Source organism: Xanthobacter variabilis (assembly GCF_043831965.2).
Lineage (GTDB): Bacteria > Pseudomonadota > Alphaproteobacteria > Rhizobiales > Xanthobacteraceae > Xanthobacter.
Genome location: NZ_CM195533.1, coordinates 764350 through 786631 on the forward strand (window position 1 = coordinate 764350; position 22282 = coordinate 786631).

23 protein-coding genes are annotated in these 22282 nt (G+C 68.6%); 13 read left to right on the forward strand and 10 right to left on the reverse strand.

Going from position 1 to position 22282, the window contains the following annotated elements; all coding sequences use genetic code 11:
• The first annotated feature begins 86 nt into the window (after window positions 1-86).
• The 4 genes from V5F26_RS03365 (at window position 87) to V5F26_RS03380 (ending at window position 3228) form a co-directional block, all read left to right on the forward strand.
• Complete coding sequence (locus V5F26_RS03365) at window positions 87-728, forward strand: MBL fold metallo-hydrolase (protein WP_234053210.1); 642 nt, start codon at window positions 87-89, stop codon at window positions 726-728.
• A 6-nt stretch (window positions 729-734) separates the two neighbouring features.
• Window positions 735-1442 carry a DUF1045 domain-containing protein gene (locus tag V5F26_RS03370; RefSeq protein WP_394947717.1) on the forward strand — a complete coding sequence of 236 codons (708 nt, stop codon included), beginning with the start codon at window positions 735-737 and terminating at the stop codon, window positions 1440-1442.
• Entirely contained in the window at window positions 1439-2053 is a 615-nt protein-coding gene (locus tag V5F26_RS03375; protein WP_394947718.1) for an LbetaH domain-containing protein, read from the forward strand. The genes V5F26_RS03370 and V5F26_RS03375 overlap by 4 nt, the downstream gene beginning before the upstream one ends.
• A 158-nt stretch (window positions 2054-2211) precedes the next feature.
• Window positions 2212-3228, forward strand: coding sequence for a KpsF/GutQ family sugar-phosphate isomerase (locus V5F26_RS03380; protein WP_394947762.1), 1017 nt, complete (start codon window positions 2212-2214; stop codon window positions 3226-3228).
• A 9-nt stretch (window positions 3229-3237) separates the two neighbouring features.
• On the opposite strand, the gene V5F26_RS03385 is transcribed toward V5F26_RS03380, so the two are convergent.
• The 8 genes from V5F26_RS03385 to V5F26_RS03420 all read right to left on the reverse strand — a co-directional run bounded on the left by V5F26_RS03385 (window position 3238) and on the right by V5F26_RS03420 (window position 9597).
• Window positions 3238-4020, reverse strand: a complete 783-nt coding sequence (locus V5F26_RS03385) for an N-acetylmuramoyl-L-alanine amidase (protein ID WP_394947719.1) — start codon at window positions 4018-4020, stop codon at window positions 3238-3240.
• On the reverse strand, window positions 4017-4724 hold the full coding sequence (locus V5F26_RS03390) for a TerB family tellurite resistance protein (RefSeq protein ID WP_394947720.1): 708 nt from the start codon (window positions 4722-4724) through the stop codon (window positions 4017-4019). Before V5F26_RS03390 ends, V5F26_RS03385 begins: the two co-directional genes overlap by 4 nt.
• A 119-nt stretch (window positions 4725-4843) precedes the next feature.
• Window positions 4844-5701, reverse strand: coding sequence for a GNAT family N-acetyltransferase (locus V5F26_RS03395; protein WP_394947721.1), 858 nt, complete (start codon window positions 5699-5701; stop codon window positions 4844-4846).
• On the reverse strand, window positions 5694-7112 hold the full coding sequence (locus tag V5F26_RS03400; RefSeq protein ID WP_394058118.1) for a sensor domain-containing diguanylate cyclase: 1419 nt from the start codon (window positions 7110-7112) through the stop codon (window positions 5694-5696). The genes V5F26_RS03395 and V5F26_RS03400 overlap by 8 nt, the downstream gene beginning before the upstream one ends.
• A 133-nt stretch (window positions 7113-7245) precedes the next feature.
• Entirely contained in the window at window positions 7246-7941 is a 696-nt protein-coding gene (locus V5F26_RS03405) for a pyrimidine 5'-nucleotidase (RefSeq protein ID WP_234053217.1), read from the reverse strand.
• 59 nt (window positions 7942-8000) lie between these two features.
• A complete protein-coding gene (locus V5F26_RS03410; RefSeq protein ID WP_394947722.1) occupies window positions 8001-8342 on the reverse strand; it encodes a lysozyme inhibitor LprI family protein in 342 nt (113 codons plus the stop codon).
• A gap of 55 nt (window positions 8343-8397) precedes the next feature.
• A complete protein-coding gene (gene queC / locus V5F26_RS03415; RefSeq protein WP_234053219.1) occupies window positions 8398-9153 on the reverse strand; it encodes a 7-cyano-7-deazaguanine synthase QueC in 756 nt (251 codons plus the stop codon).
• A gap of 129 nt (window positions 9154-9282) precedes the next feature.
• The gene (locus V5F26_RS03420; RefSeq protein WP_234053220.1) at window positions 9283-9597 is read right to left on the reverse strand and encodes a BolA family protein; all 315 of its coding nucleotides are present in this window, start codon (window positions 9595-9597) and stop codon (window positions 9283-9285) included.
• A gap of 193 nt (window positions 9598-9790) precedes the next feature.
• Here V5F26_RS03420 and V5F26_RS03425 point away from each other — a divergent pair, with 193 nt between their 5' ends.
• From V5F26_RS03425 to V5F26_RS03450, 6 genes are all read left to right on the forward strand, one after another.
• Window positions 9791-10402 (forward strand): J domain-containing protein, encoded by a 612-nt coding sequence (locus V5F26_RS03425; protein ID WP_234053221.1) that lies wholly within the window; start codon window positions 9791-9793, stop codon window positions 10400-10402.
• 116 nt (window positions 10403-10518) lie between these two features.
• The gene (gene cobS / locus V5F26_RS03430) at window positions 10519-11502 is read left to right on the forward strand and encodes a cobaltochelatase subunit CobS (protein WP_234053222.1); all 984 of its coding nucleotides are present in this window, start codon (window positions 10519-10521) and stop codon (window positions 11500-11502) included.
• A gap of 78 nt (window positions 11503-11580) precedes the next feature.
• On the forward strand, window positions 11581-13467 hold the full coding sequence (cobT, locus tag V5F26_RS03435; RefSeq protein ID WP_394947723.1) for a cobaltochelatase subunit CobT: 1887 nt from the start codon (window positions 11581-11583) through the stop codon (window positions 13465-13467).
• Window positions 13467-14525: an esterase-like activity of phytase family protein gene (locus V5F26_RS03440; RefSeq protein WP_394947724.1), complete on the forward strand. Its 1059-nt coding sequence runs from the start codon at window positions 13467-13469 to the stop codon at window positions 14523-14525. The genes cobT and V5F26_RS03440 overlap by 1 nt, the downstream gene beginning before the upstream one ends.
• A gap of 426 nt (window positions 14526-14951) precedes the next feature.
• Entirely contained in the window at window positions 14952-15932 is a 981-nt protein-coding gene (locus V5F26_RS03445; protein WP_234053225.1) for an SPFH domain-containing protein, read from the forward strand.
• Window positions 15933-15939: 7 nt separating this feature from the next.
• Entirely contained in the window at window positions 15940-16380 is a 441-nt protein-coding gene (locus V5F26_RS03450; protein WP_394058132.1) for an NfeD family protein, read from the forward strand.
• Window positions 16381-16448: 68 nt separating this feature from the next.
• On the opposite strand, the gene V5F26_RS03455 is transcribed toward V5F26_RS03450, so the two are convergent.
• On the reverse strand, window positions 16449-17255 hold the full coding sequence (locus V5F26_RS03455; protein ID WP_394058134.1) for an undecaprenyl-diphosphate phosphatase: 807 nt from the start codon (window positions 17253-17255) through the stop codon (window positions 16449-16451).
• A 425-nt stretch (window positions 17256-17680) separates the two neighbouring features.
• Between V5F26_RS03455 and V5F26_RS03460 the strand changes: the two genes are divergently transcribed.
• Together V5F26_RS03460 and queG are read left to right on the forward strand one after the other, a co-directional pair.
• On the forward strand, window positions 17681-18370 hold the full coding sequence (locus V5F26_RS03460; RefSeq protein ID WP_234053228.1) for a glutathione S-transferase family protein: 690 nt from the start codon (window positions 17681-17683) through the stop codon (window positions 18368-18370).
• Entirely contained in the window at window positions 18367-19509 is a 1143-nt protein-coding gene (queG, locus tag V5F26_RS03465) for a tRNA epoxyqueuosine(34) reductase QueG (protein WP_394947763.1), read from the forward strand. Before V5F26_RS03460 ends, queG begins: the two co-directional genes overlap by 4 nt.
• Before the next feature lie 981 nt (window positions 19510-20490).
• On the opposite strand, the gene V5F26_RS03470 is transcribed toward queG, so the two are convergent.
• Complete coding sequence (locus tag V5F26_RS03470) at window positions 20491-21516, reverse strand: sensor histidine kinase (protein WP_394947725.1); 1026 nt, start codon at window positions 21514-21516, stop codon at window positions 20491-20493.
• Window positions 21517-21778: 262 nt separating this feature from the next.
• Here V5F26_RS03470 and V5F26_RS03475 point away from each other — a divergent pair, with 262 nt between their 5' ends.
• Window positions 21779-22270 (forward strand): thermonuclease family protein, encoded by a 492-nt coding sequence (locus V5F26_RS03475; protein WP_234053230.1) that lies wholly within the window; start codon window positions 21779-21781, stop codon window positions 22268-22270.
• The last annotated feature ends 12 nt before the right edge of the window (window positions 22271-22282 follow it).

Genomic DNA, 22282 nt, shown 5'->3' on the forward strand with positions numbered 1-22282 from the left:
GCCCGATATGGACGCGCTTTTGAGCAGGGAATCGACGCCTTATTCTCTGCGCGGGCCGGCCCGCGCGGATCAGAAGCAGGAACCATATGCAGCCCGTTCAGATCGCCGTTGTGCCCGTCACGCCCTTCGCGCAGAACTGCTCCATCGTCTGGTGCACCCGGACCATGAAGGGGGCGGTGATCGACCCCGGCGGCGATCTCGACCGGATCCAGGCGGCCATTGCCGAGACCGGCGCCACCATTGAGAAAATCCTGCTCACCCACGGCCATGTGGACCACGCCGCCGGCGCCGCCGAGCTCGCCGAGATCCTGAAGGTTCCGGTGGAAGGCCCCCATGCCGCCGACCAGTTCCTGCTGGACGGCATCCCCGCAATGGCCACGAAATACGGCTTCGAGGGCGGCCGCGCGGTGACGCCCGACCGCTATCTGAGCGAGGGCGACCCGCTCGCCATCGGTGAGCTGAAGCTCGATATCCTGCATGTGCCCGGCCACACGCCTGGCCATCTCGTCTATGTGCTGAAAGACGAGAACATCGCCATTGTGGGCGACACCCTGTTCCGCGGCTCGGTGGGCCGCACCGATTTCCCCTACGGCGACCATGCCCAGCTCATTTCGGCCATCGTCGAAAAGCTTCTGCCACTCGGCAATGCGGTGGTCTGCCTGCCAGGGCACGGGGCGCTGACCAGCATCGGCGACGAGCGTGCCCACAACCCCTTTCTCCAGGGCTGACCTCCCATGGCCCATCGCTACGCCATCTACCTCGCCCCGGCGGCGCAGAGCCCGCTATGGCGGTTCGGCTCCGCCGTGGTTGGATATGACGCGGAAAGCGGCGCCGACCTCGACGCCCCGGACATGGCCGGCTTCGATCCGCCGCGCTGGCGCGAGCTGACCGAGGAGCCCCGCCGCTATGGTTTCCACGGCACGCTGAAGGCCCCCTTCCGGCTGGCTGACGGCTGCACCGAAACCGATCTCGACGCGCTGATCGCGGCCTTCGCCGCCGAGCACCACCCGTTCGAGCTGCCGCCGCTGGCGGTGCGGGCCATCGGCCCCTTCGTGGCGCTGGTGCCGCCCATGCCGGTGCCCATGCTGGAGGATATCGCCCGCTGCGCCGTCATGGAGCTGGAACCGGCCCGCGCCCCCCTCTCCGCCGAGGAGGTGGCCCGCCGCCGGCCAGACCGCCTCTCCGCGCGCCAGCGGGGGCATCTGGAGCGCTACGGCTACCCTTATGTCCATGAGGACTTCCGCTTCCACATGACCCTTACCGGGCCGCTGGGGGAGAACGAGCTGGCCCACGCCCTCAACGCCCTGACCGACGCCTATGGGGCGACCGGGGCCGATGCGCCGCTCGCGGTCACCGATGTGGGGCTTTATGTTCAGCCGGAGCCGGGCGCGCGCTTCCGCCTCGCGCGGCGTGTTCCCCTGGGCGCGGGAGTGCGCGCATGAAACAGCTCGGGCCGGAGCCGCTCATCGACCCCACCGCCGAGGTGCGGGATTCCCGCCTCGGCCGCTACACGGAGGTGGGCGCGCGCACCAAGCTCAACGACGTGGAGATGGGCGACTATTCCTACGTTGTGAACGATGCGGACATTGCATCCGCCCGCATCGGCAAGTTCTGCTCCATCGCCGCCATGACGCGGCTCAATCCCGGCAACCATCCCACCTGGCGGGCCACCCAGGCCCACTTCACCTATCGCGCCTCCGCCTATTTTCCCGGCGAGGAAGACGAGCAGGAATTCTTTGCCTGGCGCCGCGCGCAGCAGCTCACCCTCGGACATGACGTATGGATCGGTCATGGGGCGATCGTGCTCGCCGGGCGCTCGGTCGGCACCGGCGCGGTGGTGGCGGCCGGCGCCGTCGTCACCAAGGATGTTCCGGCCTACGCCATCGTCGCCGGGGTGCCGGCGCGGATCGTGAAATGGCGGTTCGAGGACGGCATTGCCGCGCGCCTCCAGACCCTCGCCTGGTGGGACTGGAGCCACGAGGCGCTGCACGCCGCTTTGGGCGACTTCCGCAGCCTGGCGGTGGAAGCGTTCCTGGAGAAGTATGGCGCCTAGGTGCCATTGGCGGCCGCCAACCTCCTATCAAGTTTTGGCGCGCTTGATGGGACGGGCGGCCCCAAATCGAACCGAAGTCGCTCCGCCCGTTCGCCGTTGCGCGGCAGGGTTGAGAAGTGACATTCCATCGGTGTCGCCATCGGTGCTATGAAATGAGCATGACAGTTTCGCAGAAGACACCCGCGCGCGATGAGCGCGCCGTGCTGCCGCAGCACGCTTCCGTCAGTTCGGCCGTGGCCACGGTGGAAGCCGAGCGCGATGGGCTCAAGGCCCTGATCGAGGCCCTTGAGGGGCCGCTCGGCTCGTCCTTCGAGCAGGCGGTGGAAACCATTCGCGGGGCGCGCGGGCGCGTGGTCGTGACGGGCATGGGCAAAAGCGGCCACGTGGCCCGCAAGATCGCCGCCACCCTCGCGTCCACCGGCACCCCGGCTTACTATGTCCATCCGGCTGAGGCGAGCCATGGCGACCTCGGCATGATCACCGCCGACGACGTCATCATTGCCCTGTCCTGGTCGGGCGAGACCGCCGAGCTGCGGGACCTGGTGAACTATTCGCGGCGGTTCGACGCGCCGCTGATCGCCTTCACCGCCCATGGCGAAAGCACGCTCGGCCGCATGGCCTCGGTGCTGCTGCAGCTGCCCATGGCCTCCGAGGCGTGCCCGCTGGGCCTTGCGCCCACCACCTCCACGGTGATGCAGCTCGCCCTGGGCGACGCCATCGCGGTGGCGCTGCTGGAGGCGCGCGGCTTCACGGCGCTGCAGTTCCGGCAGTTCCATCCCGGCGGCAAGCTGGGCGCGAGCCTCTCCTTCGTGCGCGACGTGATGCGCGGCCGGGATGCCCTGCCGCTGGTGAAGACCGGCACCCTCATGGGGGCCGCCCTGGTGGAGATGAGCGGCAAGGGCCTCGGCTGCGTGGGCGTGCTCGACACCGACGGCCGCTTGGTGGGCATCGTCACCGATGGCGACTTGCGCCGCCACATGGCCAACGATCTCGTCAGCCAGCCGGTCGAGATGGTGATGACCTCCACTCCCAAGACGGTGCGTCCGGACCAGCTCGCCTCCGAGGCGCTGAAGATCATGAACGCGCTGAAGATCACCTCGCTGCTGGTGGCCGAGGATGGCCGGCCGGTGGGCGCCCTCCACGTCCACGACCTGCTGCGGATCGGCGTCGCCTGACGTCGCCGCTCACGCCATAGCGGGGCGCGCGGCGGCAGGGCGCGAAGACACCAGCCGATGCAGGGTCATGATGGTGGAGGCATCGGCCACCCCATCCACCCGCGAGCGGCGGAAGTGCCGCTGGAACGCGGTCACCACCTGGCTGGTGGCCGCGTCATAGAGCCCGTTCACTGCGATGCCATAGCCATAAAGGGCGAGCATGGCCTGGAACGCCTCCACCGGCGGCCCGCTGTCGCCGGGCATCAGGAACCGGCCACCGGTCGCCGGCGCCTCGGGCACCAGGTGGCCGACGCCGGCGGCGTGCAGCACCTCCCACGGGAAATGTTCGCCCGGATCCTCCTTGCGGGCCGGCGCCACGTCCGAATGCCCCAGCACCCGGTCGGCCCGGATGGCATGGCGCGCGACGATGTCGGCGCTCAGGCGCGTAACCGCCGCGATCTGCACCGGGGGATAGGCCGGCAGCCCATATTCATGGCCGCCATTGACGATCTCGACGCCGATGGAATGCGAATTGGTGTCGCTGACGCCCTCCCACTCGGACAGGCCCGCATGCCAGGCGCGCGCGCCCTCCGGCACCAGCTGGAGGATGCCCCCATCCTCCAGCACCACATAATGGGACGAGACTTCCGCCGCCGGGTTGCGCAGGGCGGCGATGGCGGCTTCCGCCGTCTCCATGCCCGTATAGTGCAGCAACAGCATGTCGATGGCGGCGCGGCGCGGGCCGAAATTGGGCGAGGGCACCACCGCGGACACCAGCGGGCAGTCGGGGGCGAACGAAACGGCGTCGGTCACTTGATATCCCTGAGTTCGGCGATCCGGCCATAAGCGGCGTTCAGCGCCGCCACCCGGTCATTGGCGAGCTTCACCGCCGCCGGCGGCAGGCCACGCCCCGCGATGCGGTCGGGATGATGGGCGGCGACCAGCGCCCGCCAGCGCTGCTTCACCTCCACATCGGAAGCCTCGGCCGACAGGTCGAGCACCGCATAGGGATCATCCGCCCGGCGCACATGGCGCGCCTCGATGCGGGCATAGGCGGCGCCGGTAAAGCCCAGGATGCGGCCCACCTCCTCCAGGAAGGCAAGCTCGCGCGGATGCAGGGCGTGATCGGCCTTGGCCACGTGGAACAGCGCGTCCATCAGGTCTTCGCGGGTCTCGGGATCGTCGGCGAACATTTCGGCCACCTGGCGGGCATAGGCATCGAAACCGGCCACATCGGCCTTGGCGAGATTGTAGAGCCGCGAGACGGCGTCGAAATCCTCCGGCGGAATGTCGAACACCTGCCGGAACGCCTCGACCTCCGCCGGCACCACCACGCCATCGGCCTTGGCCATCTTGGCGGAAAGAGCGATGAGCGCCACCGAAAAGGCAGCGGGCCGGGGCGCGGGCGCCAACAGCAGCCGGTCCAGCACGTGTCCCGCCAGGGCGCCCAGAAGCGCCCCCAGCGGCCCGCCCAGAACAAGGCCGAGGCCGGTGCTGCCGATCAATCCGTAGGTCAAGAGCATCTCCCTCGTGGATCAAGGGGAGCTAGGGCAGCACTTTGGCGTTCTCAAGATGCCTCCGCATCGCCGAGACGAATGCCCACATTCCGGCGCCGGGTGTGGACAGCCGGCACTGCTCAGCCGAGCTCAAAGCTGGTGATGCCGAAGATGCGCGCCAAGGGCAGGTGGGGCGCGCAGCCGCGATACATGCGCGCCGTCTCGAACACCGGGGCAAGGCCGGCCTCCTGCGCCAAGGCGCGCGCCGGCCCATTGGGCTCGGGCACATCGAGATAGACGGGCGCGCCAGGCGCGACGCCCTGCGCCTGCCCCGCCAGCGCCGCGAACAGCGCGCCCGCGCCGGCGGCGGTCTCCGCGAACAGGGGGCCGATCTTGAAGCCCTCGCGACAGCGACGGATCACGCCGTAGCCCGTCACCCGGCCATTCTCGACGCGCACCCGCGCGGCGCCCAGCGGGGGCTGCAGCCAATGGGCCAGAAAGGCTGGCCGGGCAAAGCCGAAATGCCGCGCATCAAAGGCCTCGACCTCCGCCCGCAGTTCCGGCGTCAGAGTCACAGCGCCCGCGCCCGGAGCCGCGAGCCCGCGCGGAACACCGCCATAGCGGATGTTGCGATGGGCGAGCTCAAAGCCGCATTTGGCATAATTGGCCTGCTGGGCCAGCACCCCGTCGAGGCCGATCGTATCGCCCTCCAGCCGCGCCATGCCAGCCTGCCACAGGCGCCAGCCCAGGCCGCGCCCGCGCAGCTGCGGCCGGCAGATATAGAAGCCCAGGAAGGCAAAGCCGCCCGCATAGCGCACCGCGGAGAGGGTCGCCGCGAGCTCATCGCCCGTGAACAGGCCGAGGAAGCCCGCCTCATCCTGCGCGCGAAAGGCGGCGGCATCGGCGAGGCCCGGGTTCCAGCCCTCCCGGGCGGCCCACTCCACCGCCGTGTTGACCTCGGCGTCAGTCAGGGCGCGGATGAGCGGGGCATCATTCATAAAGCATCGCCCCATCGCCGTCGGCCGCCGAAGCGGAGGGCGGGAACACCACCACCTGGTTCCGCCCACCGTCCTTGGCGGCATACAGAGCGCGATCCGCCCGCTCAATCACGGCCTCGATGCTGCGATCACCCGGCAGCAGGACTGCGACCCCGATGCTGGCCCGCACGTCCAACGCGCCGGTCTCGATCTCCACCGGCTGTCCAGACAGGCAGGCAACGAGGTTCTGGGCCACATGGCGGGCACCCGCCATGTCGGTGGTGGGCAGCAGCACGGCGAACTCCTCCCCTCCCACCCGCGCCACCAGGTCGCGCGCCCGCAGCGTGCCGCGGCAACGGCGCGCGACCTCCCGCAACACTGCGTCGCCGGCGCCGTGGCCGTGCCCGTCATTGATGGACTTGAAGTGGTCGAGGTCGATCATCAGCACCGCGAGCTCACTGCATGTGGCCACCGCCAGGCGGAAGGCGCGGTCGCCTTCGTCGAAGAAGTGGCGGCGGTTGCACAGGCCCGTCAGCTCATCGGTGACGGCGAGGTGGCGCAGCTCATGCTCCAGCCGGCGCTGCTCGGAAACGTCCCAGAACACCACGATGTAGGTGTCGCCCACGAAGCGGAAGCGGAACTGCACGGTGCGGGTCTGCCCGTCCCGGCAAAGCACTTCCCACTCGGCCTCCTTGACCGTCGAGGGATCGGCGCGCGCGCCGTCCAGACATTCCCGCCAGCCCTGAATCGCCCGCGCGCGGGCCGCATCATCGGGAAAGGCGCGCTCCCACCAGCCGTCGAGATCGCCCTGCACCGGCCCGTGGGCCGTGGTCCCGACGCCGAACATCTGGTCGGAAAGGTTGTTGAAGAACAGCTCGCGCAGGTTGCCGTCATAAATCTCGACGCCAACGGGAAGCGAGCGGACGATCTCTTCCAGCATGGGTCCGAAATCGGCAGCCGGCGGGGCCGCGCTGCCGCGCCCGACGGCCGACGGCCCGCGGGGATCACGCAGCGTGACCACCGCGCCAGCGTCACCCGGCAGCCAGGAGGGCTTGAAGCCTATGGTGGCAAGGCCGAACGGGGTGCGGCAGTAAAGCACCACCTCCTCGGGATCATGGCTGCCGCCGCCCAATACCGCTTGCAGCCGGCCGGCGGCATAAGCTCCGAAAAGATCGACGAGATCGCGCCCATCGAGACTGTCGCCGACAAGCCCCACCGCCTGCGCATTGGCCCTGACGACCCGCGCCCCCTCCCGATCCACCACCATCACGGGGGCGTGGACGAGATCAACCCAGGCATGCTGCTCTGCATTCGTCACTGCGGAGGCCTCGCGGGTACCGTCGGCTGAGCCGCTCACAGCACTATATGTGGCGTTGACGTAAAAGGTATAGGCAATATTGCACGCAGTGGTTGAAATCGCGATGACAGGCAAGGTTTCATCCCGCCGCCACCGCGAAGCACCATGATGATACCCCCATCAGGACACGGCGCCACCTGCATTATGGGCCGCAAGCCGGCTATTCACTCCTTCCGCAGAGCGAGGCGGGGCCCGCCGCGGCGCCCTTTCAGGCCAGCCTTTCGAGAAAGGCGGGCAGGTCGTCAGTGACTTGGTCCACATGGGCCGCATCGCGCCCCTCCAGCTCCCAGGCCTCACGCGTGCCGGGGCGGTGGGATGGGGCGACCACCAGCACCGTCGCCATGCCGAGCTGGTGGGGAACCTCCAGGTTCCGCGCCAGATCCTCGAACATGGCGGCGCGCCGCGGATCCACGTCATGGGCGTGGAGGAAGCCGCGATACGCAGCTTCCGTCGGCTTGGGCTGGAACCCGGCGGCGACGATGTCGTGAACCGCCGAGAACCGATCATCTATGCCAAGCCTGGACAGCACGTTATGGGCGTGGCCCACTGATCCGTTGGTATAAACGATCTTGCGTCCCGGCAGCGCATCGATGGCCTCGCCCAGGCGCGGCGTGGGCACAAGTCCCGACAGGTCGATATCGTGCACATGGTCCAGGAACGCGCCGGGATCCATCTTGTGCTCGATCATCAGCCCGCGCAGCGAGGTGCCGTAGCGGCGATAATAATCCTTCTGGAGCCTGAAGGCGTCATCGGGCGCGATGCCCAGGAAATCCGAGATGTAGGACTTCATGCGCGCGTCGATCTGCGGCCACAGGTCATGGTCGGCGCTGTAGAGGGTGTTGTCGAGGTCGAACACCCAGGTGTCGACGTTCTGGAAGCGGGATGGCGGAACCGGAAAGGTCATCGAAAGCTCGCAGGCGCACCGCAACGGGTGCGCCGGATCGGGAGGAAAAGCAGGCCGGATCAGAACGGCCCGCGCGAATAGATGGCGGCAAGGCCCGCCTCCAGCTCCTGGATACGGCCCTGATAGGCCTGTCGCAGGCAGGTGACCTCGCCCCCGCACAGGGCCCGGCGCGAGAGCCAGGCGCGCTGCGCATCCTGGATGTCGCCGCGCTGCCCCATGGCCACCAGGCGCGTGATGACGCCATAGAGCGTGCTCATCTTCACATCGAGCTGCTGCAGCTCGCAGTTTCCGCACACGCCCTTTTCGTCGGCGGTCCGGGCGGTGGCGCAATCGAAGCTGGCCGCGCGCGCCGGCCCTGTTCCGAGCCCGCCCGCGGTGAGCAACGCGACAGTGAACACCACGGCGGAGAGCCTGCGGCCCCCCAACAAACCGGCCCTTGCGCGCATGAAGCCCTCCTCATCCCCCGGCCGTGGCCGGCCCCCGGATGCCCGCACGGTAGCGCGCATATCCGTCGGCGCGAAGACGGCAGGCGGGGCAGGCACCACAGCCATAGCCCCAGTCGTGCCGCTCTCCGCGCTCGCCGAGATAGCAGGTGTGGGTCTCCTCCTGGATCAGCGCCACCAGCGACGCCCCGCCCAGGCTTTCCGCCAGGCGCCAGGTCTCGGCCTTGTCGATCCACATGAGCGGGGTGTGCAGCACGAACCGGCTTTCCATGCCCAGGTTCAAGGCCACCTGCATGGCCTTCACCGTGTCGTCGCGGCAATCGGGATAGCCGGAAAAATCGGTCTCGCACATGCCGCCGACGATGTGCCTCAGCCCGCGCCGATAGGCGAGCGCGGCCGCGAACGTCAGGAAGATGAGGTTGCGCCCCGGCACGAAGGTGTTGGGCAGCCCCCCCTCCTCCATCTCGATGGCGACCGAGCGGGTCAGCGCCGTGTCGGAGATCTGGCCCAGGGCATCGAGGCTCACCATGTGGTCCTCGCCCAGCCGGCCGCGCCAGCTGGGGTTGAGGCGCGCCAGCGCTTCCCGCACCCGCGGGCGGCAGTCCAGCTCCACCGCGTGGCGCTGGCCATAGGCGAAGCCCACCGTCTCCACCCGCTCGAAGCGATCGAGCGCATAGGCCAGGCAGGTGGTGGAATCCTGCCCGCCGGAAAACAGCACCAGCGCCCCTTCCGGGGCGCCATCCAAATCACGCACGCTGGCGGTGTTCATTTCGCCTGAGGTCTCGTCTTCCGGGCCCGCGACGGCGCGAGCCCATTTCGTCATTGAAGCCGCACCGGCCGTCCGCCCCCGCCCGGTCCGCCCTCATTTACGCCGGAGGCACGCGCCCCCGCGCGGATCTCACTCGCCGGGGGCCTTCGCATCGATGGTGATGGCGTGCAGGCCCTTGTCGATCTCACCTTGGAGCAGGGTATTCACGATGCGATGACGCTCCACCCGGCTCTTGCCCACAAAGTCCGGCGACACCACGCGCACCTTCACATGGGTCACGCCGCCATCCTCGCGGTGGGCGCCCTTGTGGTCGTGGCTCACGCCCATGTGGCCGGCATGCTTGTGGCTTTCGTCGATGAGGTCGAGCGTCACCGGATTGAGGCCGCTCTGCAGGGTCTCCCGAATGGAGGCCAGAGAGGTCTGGGAAAGGGAGGGCTGGGGCATGATGAAACCGATGTCTGAAATGAAAGGGGGCCGTAACCGCGCCGCGATGGCGCACCGGCCACGGGACATTATATAAGCGTTATCGTGGCCCGCCTATCCTTTGCCGGGCATGGCCGCCGCGCCCCTCCACGGGGCGCGCAGACCCAGCTCATTCCTTGCCGCGCCGCGGCGCGACGCTCATAATCGCCCGATCATGAAGCTTAACTCCCCGCTCTTCGACCGCATTCGCGTGAAACCCGGCGACGACCGCTCGCAGGCTCCGCGGCAGGCGTGCTGCCAGTGGCCCGGCTGCGACGCGCCCGCGACTCACCGCGCGCCGAAGGGACGGAGCATGGAAGGCCAGTATTGGCACTACTGCCTCGACCATGTGAAGGAATACAACCAGTCCTACAACTACTTCGCGGGCATGCCCGACGACGCCGTCTCGGCCTATCAGAAGGACGCCCTCACCGGCCACCGGCCCACCTGGCGCATGGGCGCGCGCGGGCAGGCGGCCAACGAGGCCACGCGTGACGGTTTCACAAAGGATGCCAAGGACCCGTTCGGCTTTGCCTCCGAAATGGGCCGCACCTTCCGCGCCGACCGGGAGGAGCCGGACGGCCGCGTGATCCGCACCACCGAGCGGCGGGCGCTGGAAGTCATGGGCCTCGAAATGTCCGCCGGGGCGGACGAGATCAAGGCCCGCTACAAGGAACTGGTGAAAAAGCACCACCCCGACGCCAATGGCGGCGACCGGTCCTCCGAGGACCGGCTGCGCTCCGTCATCCAGGCCTATACCAACCTCAAGCAGGCCGGCTTTTGCTGACCCCGGCAATTGCCGGGCGTGACATTTTTCATGTTGCCCGAGAGCCGGCTTCGGTCGAGCCTGCCGGGCGGAGATTCAGACGCGAAGGGCGCACAGCATTCGCCCACGGAGGACTTATGAGCGGCACCGAAACCCTTGCCCCGACCCCGGACATGAAAGTGTCGGTGCGCCAGACCTTCGGCATCGATATCGACATGGAGGTGCCGGCCTATTCCGAGCCCGACGAGCACGTTCCCGATCTCGATCCCGATTACCTGTTCGACCGCCCGACCACCCTCGCCATCCTCGCCGGCTTTGCCCACAATCGCCGCGTGATGGTTACGGGCTACCATGGAACCGGCAAGTCCACCCATATCGAGCAGGTGGCGGCGCGGCTCAACTGGCCGTGCGTGCGCATCAATCTCGATAGCCACATCTCGCGCATCGACCTCATCGGCAAGGACGCCATCGTGGTGAAGGACGGGCTCCAGGTGACGGAGTTCCGCGACGGCATCCTGCCCTGGGCCTACCAGAACAACATCGCCTTGGTGTTCGACGAATATGATGCCGGCCGGCCGGACGTGATGTTCGTCATCCAGCGGGTGCTGGAATCCTCCGGCCGCCTGACCCTGCTCGACCAGAGCCGGGTGATCCGCCCTCACCCCGCCTTCCGCCTGTTCGCCACCGCCAACACCATCGGCCTCGGCGACACCACCGGCCTTTATCACGGCACCCAGCAGATCAATCAGGCGCAGATGGACCGCTGGTCCATCGTCACCACCCTGAACTACCTGGCCCATGACAAGGAAGTGGACATCGTGCTGGCCAAGGCCAAGCACTTCCAGAACCAGGAAGGGCGCGACACGGTCAACCGCATGGTGCGGCTCGCGGACCTCACCCGCCAGGCCTTCATCAATGGCGACCTGTCCACCGTGATGAGCCCGCGCACGGTCATCACCTGGGCCGAGAATGCGGACATCTTCAAGGATATCGCCTTCGCGCTCCGGGTCACCTTCCTCAACAAGTGCGACGAGCTGGAACGGCCGCTGGTGGCGGAATTCTTCCAGCGCTGCTTCGGCCAGGAGCTGACCGAGAGCACGGTGAACGTCGCCCTTTCCTGAGGCGGCCTCCCCGTCCGGGTGCCGGTCCACGGACCGGCACCGCCTGCCCCGCGTGACGAGTCGAGAAAGAGCCGGACCATGGCGCCCACCAACCGCACCCCTGGAAAGCCCTCCGCCGAGGCTTCCACCGAGCCCTTCAAGCGGGCTGTCACCGGCTGCTTCAAGGCCATTGCCGGGGTGGGCGAGTTCGAGGTCTCCTTCTCATCGGAGCGGCCGGGCCTCGCGCCGGGCCGTGTGCGCCTCAGCGAACCGCCGCGCCGTTTCACCGCCCATGACGCCGCCATCGTGCGCGGACAGGCGGACGCCTTCGCCCTGAAGCTCGCCTGTCATGACCCCTCCGTTCATCGCAAGATGCTGCCGGTGGGCGACACCGCACGCGCCGTGTTCGAGGCGGTGGAGCAAGCCCGGGTGGAGGCCATCGGCTCCAACCGGATGCCCGGCACCAGGGGCAACATCGCGGCCATGCTCCAGGACCGCTACCACCGCGCCAACCTCGCCGACATCACCGAGCGCTCGGAAGCCCCCATCGAGGATGCCATCGCCCTCCTGGTGCGCGAGCGCCTGACCGGCGAGGCACCACCGCACGATGCCAAGGCGCTGGTCGACCTGTGGCGGCCCCTCATCGAGGACAAGGCCGGCAAGGATCTCGGCCGGCTGCTCGATTCCATCAACAACCAGAAGCATTTCGGCGAGATCGCCCGCCACATGCTCTCCTCCCTCGACATGGGCGAGGATTCCAGCCTCGATTCCGAGAGCGACGAGGACGACGAGGACCAGCAGGGCGGCTCGGAGGAAGAGGGCGCCGAGCAGGGCCAGTCCAAGCAGGATGAGAGCCAGCAGGGCGCCTCCGAGGCCGATGCCCAGCTCTCCGAGGAAGAGCTGCCCCTGGGCGAGATCGACGCCGAGTCCGCCCCACCCGAGGACATGCCCGACGGCGCCGAGCCCGGCGACAGCGACGAGGAGGCCGAGCCCTGGCAGCCCCGCCCACCGGTGACTCACGACAATCGCGGACCCGAATACCACGCATTCACCACCAAGTTCGACGAGGAAGTGCACGCCGAGGACCTCTGCGACCCGGAGGAGCTCACCCGCCTGCGCGCTTATCTGGACAAGCAGCTGTCCCATCTCCAGGGGGTCGTGGCGCGGCTCGCCAACCGGCTGCAGCGGCGGCTGCTGGCGCAGCAGAACCGGGCCTGGGAATTCGACCTGGAAGAGGGCGTGCTTGATCCGGCCCGCCTCTCCCGCGTGGTCACCGACCCCACCGCCGCTTTGTCCTTCAAGCGAGAGCGGGACACCGACTTTCGCGACACGGTGGTGACGCTGCTCATCGACAATTCCGGCTCCATGCGTGGGCGGCCCATCACGGTGGCCGCCACCTGCGCCGATATCCTGGCCCGCACCCTGGAACGCTGCGGCGTGAAGGTGGAGGTGCTGGGCTTCACCACCCGCGCCTGGAAGGGCGGCCAATCCCGCGAGGCGTGGCTCGCCGCCGGCAAGCCCACCCATCCCGGCCGCCTCAACGATCTCAGGCACATCGTCTATAAGGCCGCCGACGCGCCCTGGCGTCGCTCCCGCCGCAATCTCGGGCTCATGATGCGCGAGGGGCTGCTGAAGGAGAATATCGACGGCGAAGCCCTCGACTGGGCCCATCAGCGCCTGCTCGCCCGCCCAGAGGCGCGGCGCATCCTGATGATGATCTCCGATGGCGCGCCGGTGGACGATTCCACCCTCTCGGTGAATGCCGGCAATTATCTGGAGCGGCACCTGCGCCACATCATCTCCGAGATCGAAACCCGCTCGCCGGTGGAGCTGATCGCCATCGGCATCGGCCATGACGTGACGCGCTATTACAAGCGTGCCGTCACCATCGTGGACGCCGAGGAGCTGGGCGGCGTGATGACCGAAAAGCTGGCCGAGCTGTTCGCGGAAAGCGCGGCCCCCTCCACCCGCCGCCGGGTGCATTGATGGCGGCTCCAAAGGGCCGCAGGTACAAGGGGCGGATCATCGGCGCGGTGGCGGGCGCCCTGTTGGCGCTTGCGGCAGGCGCGGCGGTTCTGGTGGGCTCGGCCTCCTCCAAGCCCACCGCCCTGCCGGAGCAGCCCGAGGCACTGACCGTCACGGCCACCCCCATCACCCGCTTCAAGATCGCCGAGGACGGCAACCGCTTCGGCGCGCTGAGCTTCCGCGGCGGGCTTGTGTTGAAATCCACCTATCCCGCGTTCGGCGGCATTTCGGGCTTCAGCCTGGGGGACGACAACCGCTTCGTCGCGGTCACCGATGCCGGCGTTTTCCTCTCTGGCCGGCTCGACCTGGAGGACGGCAAGCCCACCGGCCTGTCCGATGTGATGGCCGCGGCGCTGAAGGATGATGAAGGCCGCCTCCAGGCCCAGCGCGGGCGCGGCGACAGCGAATCCCTCACCCTGACCCCCCAGGCCGCCTATGTTGGGCTGGAGAGCGTGAACGAGATCTGGCGCTATCCGCTCGATCCCAAGACCGGCACGCCGCTCGGGCAGGATGGCACCCGCGTGCCCGCTCCCATGGTGCGCGACCTGCGCTGGAATCTCGGCCTGGAGAGCCTGGCCTATGTCCGCTCCGGCCCGCTTAAGGGCGCGCTCATCGGCATCGGCGAGGATGGAATTCAGAAGGGCGAGGATCTGCCGGGCTACATCATCGGCGGGCCGCATCCCGGCCGCTTCACCATCACCAAGAGCGGCCCCTTCAACGCCACCGACCTCGCGCTCGCGCCCAATGGCGACATGTACTTGCTGGAACGCCATTTTTCACTGGCCACCGGCGTGCTGATGCAGCTGCGCCGCTTCGCCCTGGCGGAGGTGAAGCCGGGGGCGGTGTTGAGCGGCACTATTCTCGGCACCTTCGACAGCGGCTACGAAATCGACAATATGGAAGGGCTCGCGGTGACCACCAACGCCGCCGGCGAAACCCTGCTCACCATGATTTCCGACGATAATTTCAGCCCCCTCCAGCGCACCATCCTGCTGCGTTTCGCGGTGATTGCGGACTGAAACACGCCCAACGCGCCCCGCCACGGCCCCTGCAGCGGCAGAATCCCATTCTGGGACACCGGGCGCGCCCACGCGGACCAAAGGCGAACAAAAGGCGCGCGAATCGCTTCCCAACACCGGATCGCGCTTCGTTCCCGGCGAGCCTGGATGTCCCGGCTGGCGGCACCACCCTAAAGCCCGGCTTGCGAGCGCGCCGGCCCCATGCTCGACTGCGCCGCCTGCCCGAGCTCACGCATCGGCAGGCCAGTTACTCCGCGCCCCTGCCGGGACAGCACCGGCGGAGTGCGGGCAGCCCGTCTCAAGGCGCGGGCCATGGGCCGCTTCGGCTTTTCATGGAAGCGCAGAAGCGGTCTATCCTTTTGTTTTTACGCGTTTCCTTCACGCGAACCGGTTCCCTCTTTGCGGGGAAGCGCTCTAGGAGATGACATGATCGAGATCGGCCCGAACCTGTTCGTGATCGTGCTCTTGGTGCTCGCCATCGCCATCGTCTTCGCCGGGGTGAAGACCGTGCCGCAGGGCTACGAATATACCGTCGAGCGCTTCCGCCGCTACACCAAGACCCTCAATCCCGGGCTCAACCTCATCGTTCCGTTCATCGACCGCATCGGCAACAAGGTGAACGTGATGGAGCAGGTGCTGGACGTGCCGACCCAGGAGGTCATCACCAAGGACAATGCCACCGTCTCCGTGGATGGCGTCGCCTTCTTCCAGGTGTTCGACGCGGCGCGCGCCTCCTATGAGGTGGCCCGGCTCGACACCGCCATCCTGGCCCTGACCATGACCAATATCCGCACCGTCATGGGCTCCATGGACCTCGACCAGCTGCTGTCCCACCGCGACGAGATCAATGTGCGCCTGCTGGCCGTGGTGGACGCGGCGGCCTCTCCCTGGGGAGTGAAGATCAACCGCATCGAGATCAAGGACATCGTGCCGCCGGCGGACCTGGTGAACGCCATGGCCCGCCAGATGAAGGCCGAGCGCGAGAAGCGCGCCTCCATCCTGGAGGCCGAGGGCATGCGCCAGTCGGAGATCCTGAAGGCGGAAGGCCAGAAGCAGAGCCAGATCCTGGAGGCCGAGGGCCGGCGCGAGGCCGCCTTCCGCGACGCGGAGGCCCGCGAACGCCTGGCGGAGGCCGATGCCCGCGCCACCCAGATGCTGTCCGCCGCCATAGAGAGCGGCGATCCGGCGGCGCTCAACTACTACATCGCCGAGAAATACGTGAAGGCGTTCGAGACCCTGGGCGCTTCCCCCAACCAGAAGGTGGTGCTGGTGCCTTATGAGGGCACGGCCCTGCTCTCCTCCCTCACCGGCATCGGCGAGATCGCCCGCGCCGCCTTCGGTTCGGAAACCACGCCGCCGCCCCGCCGCGGCCGCGCCACCGGCCCCACCGTTCCGCCCGGCGCGTGAGGCTCCCATGCCCGTTCTGACTGATCTCGGGCCCTGGGCCTGGTTCATCCTCGGCGGAGTGCTGCTGGTGGCCGAGATCGCGGTGCCCGGCGCCTTCCTCCTGTGGCTGGGCCTGGCCGCCCTCGTCACCGGCGCTTTGTCCTATGCCGTGGACCTGTCCTGGCAGACCGAGGTGCTCGCTTTCGCCGCCTTGGCGGTGGTGGCGGTGCTGGTGGGGCGCAAGGTGTCCCCCGGTCCCGGCCACGCCTCCGACCGGCCGTTCCTGAACCGGCGGGCACAGGGCTTCGTGGGCCGGGTGTTCACCCTGGACGAGCCCATTGCGGGCGGCGTGGGACGGGTGCGCATCGACGATACGGTCTGGCGCATCACCGGCCCCGACCTTTCCGCCGGCACGGACGTGAAGGTGGTGGCGGTGGACGGCACGCTGCTGAAGGTGGAGGCAGCCTGACCGTCTCCGGCAAAGAAAAACCCGCCGGAAGAGGCATCCGGCGGGTTGAAACACGAGGGGCCGAGCGCTCAACCCACCCAAGCGAGCCCGATCAGCCCTGCGATGCCGACCGCGATGCGCCACCAGCCAAACGGCTTGTAGCCGTGGCGGGACACGAAATCGAGCAGCGAGCGCACCACCATCACCGCCGCGCAGAAGGCCGCCACGAAGCCGATGGCGATCAGGATGCCGTCGTCGAAGGAGAGCGCGTTGCGGTTCTTGTAGAGGTCATAGGTGAAGGCGCCCAGCATGGTGGGCAGGGCCAGGAAGAAGGAGAATTCCGCCGCCGCCCGCTTGTCCACGCCCATCAGCATGGCGCCGACGATGGTGGAGCCCGAGCGCGACATGCCGGGGATCATGGCCAGGCACTGCCAGAAGCCGATCTTCAGCGCCACCTGCCAGGGCAGGCCCATGGCATTGTTGTAGCGCGGCTCCGGCACCACCTTGTCGATGAACAGCAGCACGATGCCGCCGAAGATCAGCGTGCAGCAGATAAGCACCGGCGTCTCGAACAGCACGCTCTTGATGAAGCCGTGCGCCATGGCCCCGATCACCGCCGCCGGCAGGAAGGCCACCACCACGCCGATGACGAACCGCCGCGCCCCCGGGCTGGTGGGCAGCATCTTCGCCACCCGCAGGAAGCGCTCGAAATAGACGGTGAGGATGGCCAGCACCGCGCCCAGCTGGATCAGCACCTCGAAGGTGCGCCCGGTGCTCTCGAAGCCCAGGAAATGGCCCAGCAGCAGCAGATGGGCGGTGGACGAGACGGGAATGAACTCGGTCAGGCCCTCCACGAGGCCGAGCACGAGCGCTTCAAACATGTCGCCGAGGGTCATGGGCTGAGAAGATCCGAAGGGAGAGGAAGCGGAATGGCGCACCCGGGCCGCCGGGCGCGCCATCCTGCGCGAAGAGCCATTAAGCCGCTCTTACGCCGCGCGCCAGCCATTCCGCAGAGGCACCCGGCTGCCGATTGAGGCCATGGCGGCATTTTGTGCGTTGCAAACGGTATGTTCGGACCACCCATGCCCATCTTCCGCGTCCCGCCCCCTTGCGAGGGCGCGGGCGGGGGTTCTACATGCGGCAAAAGACGCATTGGTTGGCGACCGGGCTTGCGTTCCGCTCGCGGCGGCAAGGCACGGCCTTCCCTTTCGGCACTGCGGCGCAGCGTGCGCGAAATGGAACCAATCGGAAAGAATCCGTCACTAAACATGACCGGGCCGGGTGAGCGCGTGGCGCTCGAACGCCCCGGCGAAAGTGCCCCATGTATCTGCACCATCATCCCTTCTGCCCCCATTCCCGCTTCGTTCGCCTGCTGCTCGCCGAGTACGGGCTGGAACCGGAGCTTGTGGAAGAACGGGTGTGGGAGCGCCGGCCCGAATTCCTGGCCCTCAATCCCGCCGGTGAAACCCCGGTGATCGTGGAGGAGCAGTGCGCCTCCGTGCCCGGGGCCGGCATCATCGCCGAATATCTCGATGAAACCCGCGGCCTTGCCCTGGGCGACCACCGGCTGCTGCCCGATGCGCCCGCCGAGCGGGTGGAGGTGCGCCGGCTGACCTCGTGGTTCAACGAGAAGATGTACGTGGAATCCACCGAGCCGCTGGTGCGCGAGCGCATTCACAAGCGCTACATGAACCGCCAGCAGGGCGGCGGCCCGCCGGATGCCACCGCGCTGCGCATGGCCCGCACCAATCTGCGCTATCATCTCAAATATATCGGCTGGCTCGCCAAGGCCCGCAAATGGCTCGCCGGCGGGCGGCTGAGCCAGGCGGACCTGGCGGCGGCCGCGCATCTGTCCGTCGCGGACTATCTGGGCGATGTCCCATGGGACGAGGACGAGCACGCGCGGGACTGGTATGCGCGCATCAAGTCGCGCCCGACCTTCCGCGCGCTGCTGAGCGAGAGCATTCCCGGCATGCCCCCCTCCAAGACCTATGCGGATCTCGATTTCTGAAAACCCCGCCGACACCCGCCGCGCTGCTCGCCCGGCTTGAGGAGCTGGCCCGCGCCGAGGGCTTCGACGCCATTGGCATCGCCGACCCGCGCGCCATCGCTCCGGCCGGCGCCCGCCTCGCCCAATGGGTGGCGAGCGGCGCCCATGGCGACATGGGCTGGATGGCCGAGACCCTGGAGCGCCGCACCGATCCCCTCGCTTTGTGGCCAGACATGCGGGCCGTGATCATGCTCGGCCTCAATTACGGACCCGAGCAGGACCCCCGTGCCGCGCAGGCGGACGCCATGACGGGCGCCCTCTCCGTCTATGCGCGGGGGGAGGATTATCACGAGATCATCAAGCCCAAGCTGAAGCGCATCGCCCGCGCCCTCCTCGCGGCGGCGGGCGAAGGGGACGTGAAGGTGTTCGTGGACACCGCCCCGCTCATGGAAAAGCCGCTGGCGGCAGCGGCTGGCCTCGGCTGGCAGGGCAAGCACACCAACATGGTGTCGCGGCCGTTCGGCTCCTGGCTGTTCCTGGGCGCCATCGCCACCACCCTGGAGCTGCCCTTCGACACCGCGGAGCGCGACCATTGCGGCTCCTGTCGCGCCTGTCTCGAGGCCTGCCCCACCGCCGCCTTTCCCGCGCCCTACCAGATCGACGCGCGGCGCTGCGTGTCCTACCTCACCATCGAGCTGAAGGGGCCCATCCCGCGCGATCTGCGCCCCCTCATCGGCAACCGCATCTATGGCTGCGACGATTGCCTTGCCGCCTGCCCCTGGAACAAGTTCGCGGTGGCCGGACGCGAGGTGAAACTCGCGGCGCGGGCGGAGAACGAGGCGCCGCGCCTGCTGGACCTCGTGAGCCTGGACGATGCGGCCTTCCGCGCCCGCTTTCCCAAGAGCCCCATCAAGCGGGTGGGGCGCGATCGCTTCATCCGCAACGTGCTGATCGCCATGGGCAATTCCGGCGACGCGGGATTTGCGGAGGCCGCCGGCGCCCGGCTGGCCGACCCCTCGCCCCTGGTGCGGGGCGCGGCGGTGTGGGCGCTCGCGCGGCTGCTGCCCGTGGCGGATTTCCAGACCCTCGCCAGCCGCCACGCGCCATTGGAGGAAGACGCCGAGGTGAGGGGGGAATGGGACGCGGAAGGCGGCGCCTGACCCCCCATTTCCGCGCAGCAGCGCAGGGAAGACGCCGCCCGCTCGCCATCTGCGGCGGGGCCACGAAGGCCCGACGACGCACCAAGGCCGATGCCCCCCGGCGCTCGACGGCTTCCGCTTTTCATCGAAACGATAAAACAGCCCATCCTTGTGTTTTCGGGCGTTTCTTTCCCGCGCCGGTTGCCGGTTCGACTCGGAACCTCACGAGCGTTTCCGTGGCCGAGTGAATCGAGGCGGGTGCGGTTGGAGCCCGGATCCTGATTCAAAATAGCTGCGGGGCGAAGGCCCGTATCGAGGCCCCTCTCCAATGATCCGCGCGAACGGGTCATTGCCACCGTGCACGCCTGCGACACGAACCGGGGCCTGACGGCCCGGGTCGTGGTTTCGGTCTCGTCCGTAGTGAAGTGGCCGCAGCACCGGCGGGCCACCGGCTCCGTGGCGCCCGGCAGGATGGGGCCATCGCAAATATGTGCTGGAGCCGCAGCGCGCCCTCATCATCAGGTGCCTCGCCGAAAACCCGCGCCTGACGCGGCACGGCATGAAGGCGGAGGCGGGTCAACGTCTCCCACGATGCCGTCTGGCGCTTCCTGCGCAGCGAGGCACCGCGCTCCCCGACAGGCCAGGGCCGATATCGCTCGTCGCCGCCTCAACGCCCGCGCGCCAGAAGTCGCACGATCCGCACCGGCCCGCCTTCATCGACGAGAACCGGATCGCGACCAACATGGCCCCGCCCAGAGAATTTCCGAGGGAAGCGCGAACCGGTGCGCCGGAATGAAACGTGAAAACCAACAGGCCAGTCGACTCCAGCGGCCCCCATGAAAGGCTGAATGGGCCTGTGGCTGGAGCGCGGAAGGCGCGGACCTGAAAGACTTCGGGCGGCACCGCCATCGGCAAACCCCGCCCGGCGCGCTGATGCGCGCACCGCGCCTAGCATCCTGAATGGCACATCGACGCGAACGGCTCACGCCCGGCCGATGCCGCTCACACCTTCTCGGTGGCCTCCAACGGCGCGTCCAAGGCGCGGCTTTTGGGGAAGACCACGCGCGCGCGGGTGCCGCCGGCGGCCCGGCGCGTCAGGCTCAGCTCACCGCCATGCAGGGTCGCCAGCGCCCGCACGATGGCAAGGCCCAGCCCGGCGCCACGGCCGCTCTTCACGTCCAGCCGGCTTTCGCGGTGGCGCGCGTCCTCCAGCGGCAGCTCGCGCTCGCTCACCCCGGCTCCGGTGTCCTCCACCGCCAGGAAGGGGGCGCCGCTGGCGTCGATACCAGTCACCAGCCGCACCTCGCCGTCCTGCGGCGTGAATTTCACCGCATTGGCCAACAGGTTGAGGATGATCTGGCGCACCGCCCGCTCATCGCCCCACAGCCGAGCGGGCGCGCCCTCCCCAGGCTCCAGACGCAGGGTCAGGCGGCGGCTGGCGGCATCCGGCCGCAGCATGGCGAGGCACTCCTGCCCCAGCCGGCCCAGATGCACCGGTGTTTCCAACAGAACCCGGTGCCCGCTCTCGATGCGTGCCAGATCCAGCAGATCGTCCGCCAGCGCCAGGAGATGACGGCCGGAAGCGAGAATGTCGCGGGCATAACCGCCATAAGCGGGCACGCGATGGGGGCCCAGCACCTCGTCGGCCATCATCTCGGAAAAACCCATCACCGTATTGAGCGGCGTGCGCAGCTCATGGCTCATCTCGGCCAGAAAGCGCGACTTGGCGAGATTGTCCGCCTCCGCCCGCGCGCGCGCGGCCTCCAGGGCGGCGAGCCGGGCCTCAAGGCGGGCCCGCTCCTGGTCGAGACCGCGCGCCCAGGCGAGCGCGAACGCGCCCGCCGCCACCCCGGCGGCGCCGACCACGACCAGCGCCGCCACGCCGCCCCAGGCCAGCGCGGCGGCCCCCGCCCCGAGGGTGCCCACGGCAGCCGACAGCAAAGCGACCGGCACGGCGGAGCGCGCCGCGCCGTCCTGGCGGGCGGGAGCGGGCGACGGGGTCACCCGGGGCCGAACGGAGCCGTGCATGCGAAACTGTGGCGCTCCTGGGCGCCCCCCTGGCACGGGCGGCGCCGGAACCAACCGGCTGCCGCAGTGAATGAACCCATCAACGGGACCGTTCGACTCCTCGCCGAAAGGCGGTTAACGAAGCCTTAACGCTCCCCCGTCCAGGCTCGCCCGTCAACCGCCGCGATCTGGCCGGACCGGCGCCGGACGGCATTCCTGATACCGGCCTCCGGAGCGTTGGCCCGAGAGACCTGTCGAGAGACCTGTTCCAGAGACCTGTCCCATGCGCATCATCGATGTGGTCGTCGCTCTCGCTTTGGTTCTGGCGGTTGGCTTCGTGGCCGAATGGCTGCAGCGCAAGGACGTATTCGCCGGTCCGGCACGGGTGGTGGATGGCGACACCCTGAAGCTCGACGGCCAGCGCATCCGCCTCCAGGGCATGGACGCGCCCGAGCTGGGCCAAAGCTGCCAGAGGGACGGGAAAGCCTGGCCGTGCGGCACCACGGCGCGCTTCGCTCTGGCGGAAATGGTGCAGCGGGGCGAGGTGTTCTGCACCGCATCGGGCCAGGATGCCTACGGCCGGGCCCTGGCGCGCTGCACCGTGGACGGGGTGGACATCGCCGAGGAGCTGGTCCGCCAGGGCCTCGCCGTCGCCTATGGCCGCCATGGCTATGAGGCGGCCGAAGCCCAGGCGCGCGCCGCCCGGCGCGGCATGTGGGCCGGCACCTTCGAGAAGCCGCAGGACTATCGCGCCGCCCATCCCCGCACGGAGTGAGAGCCCCGCCTC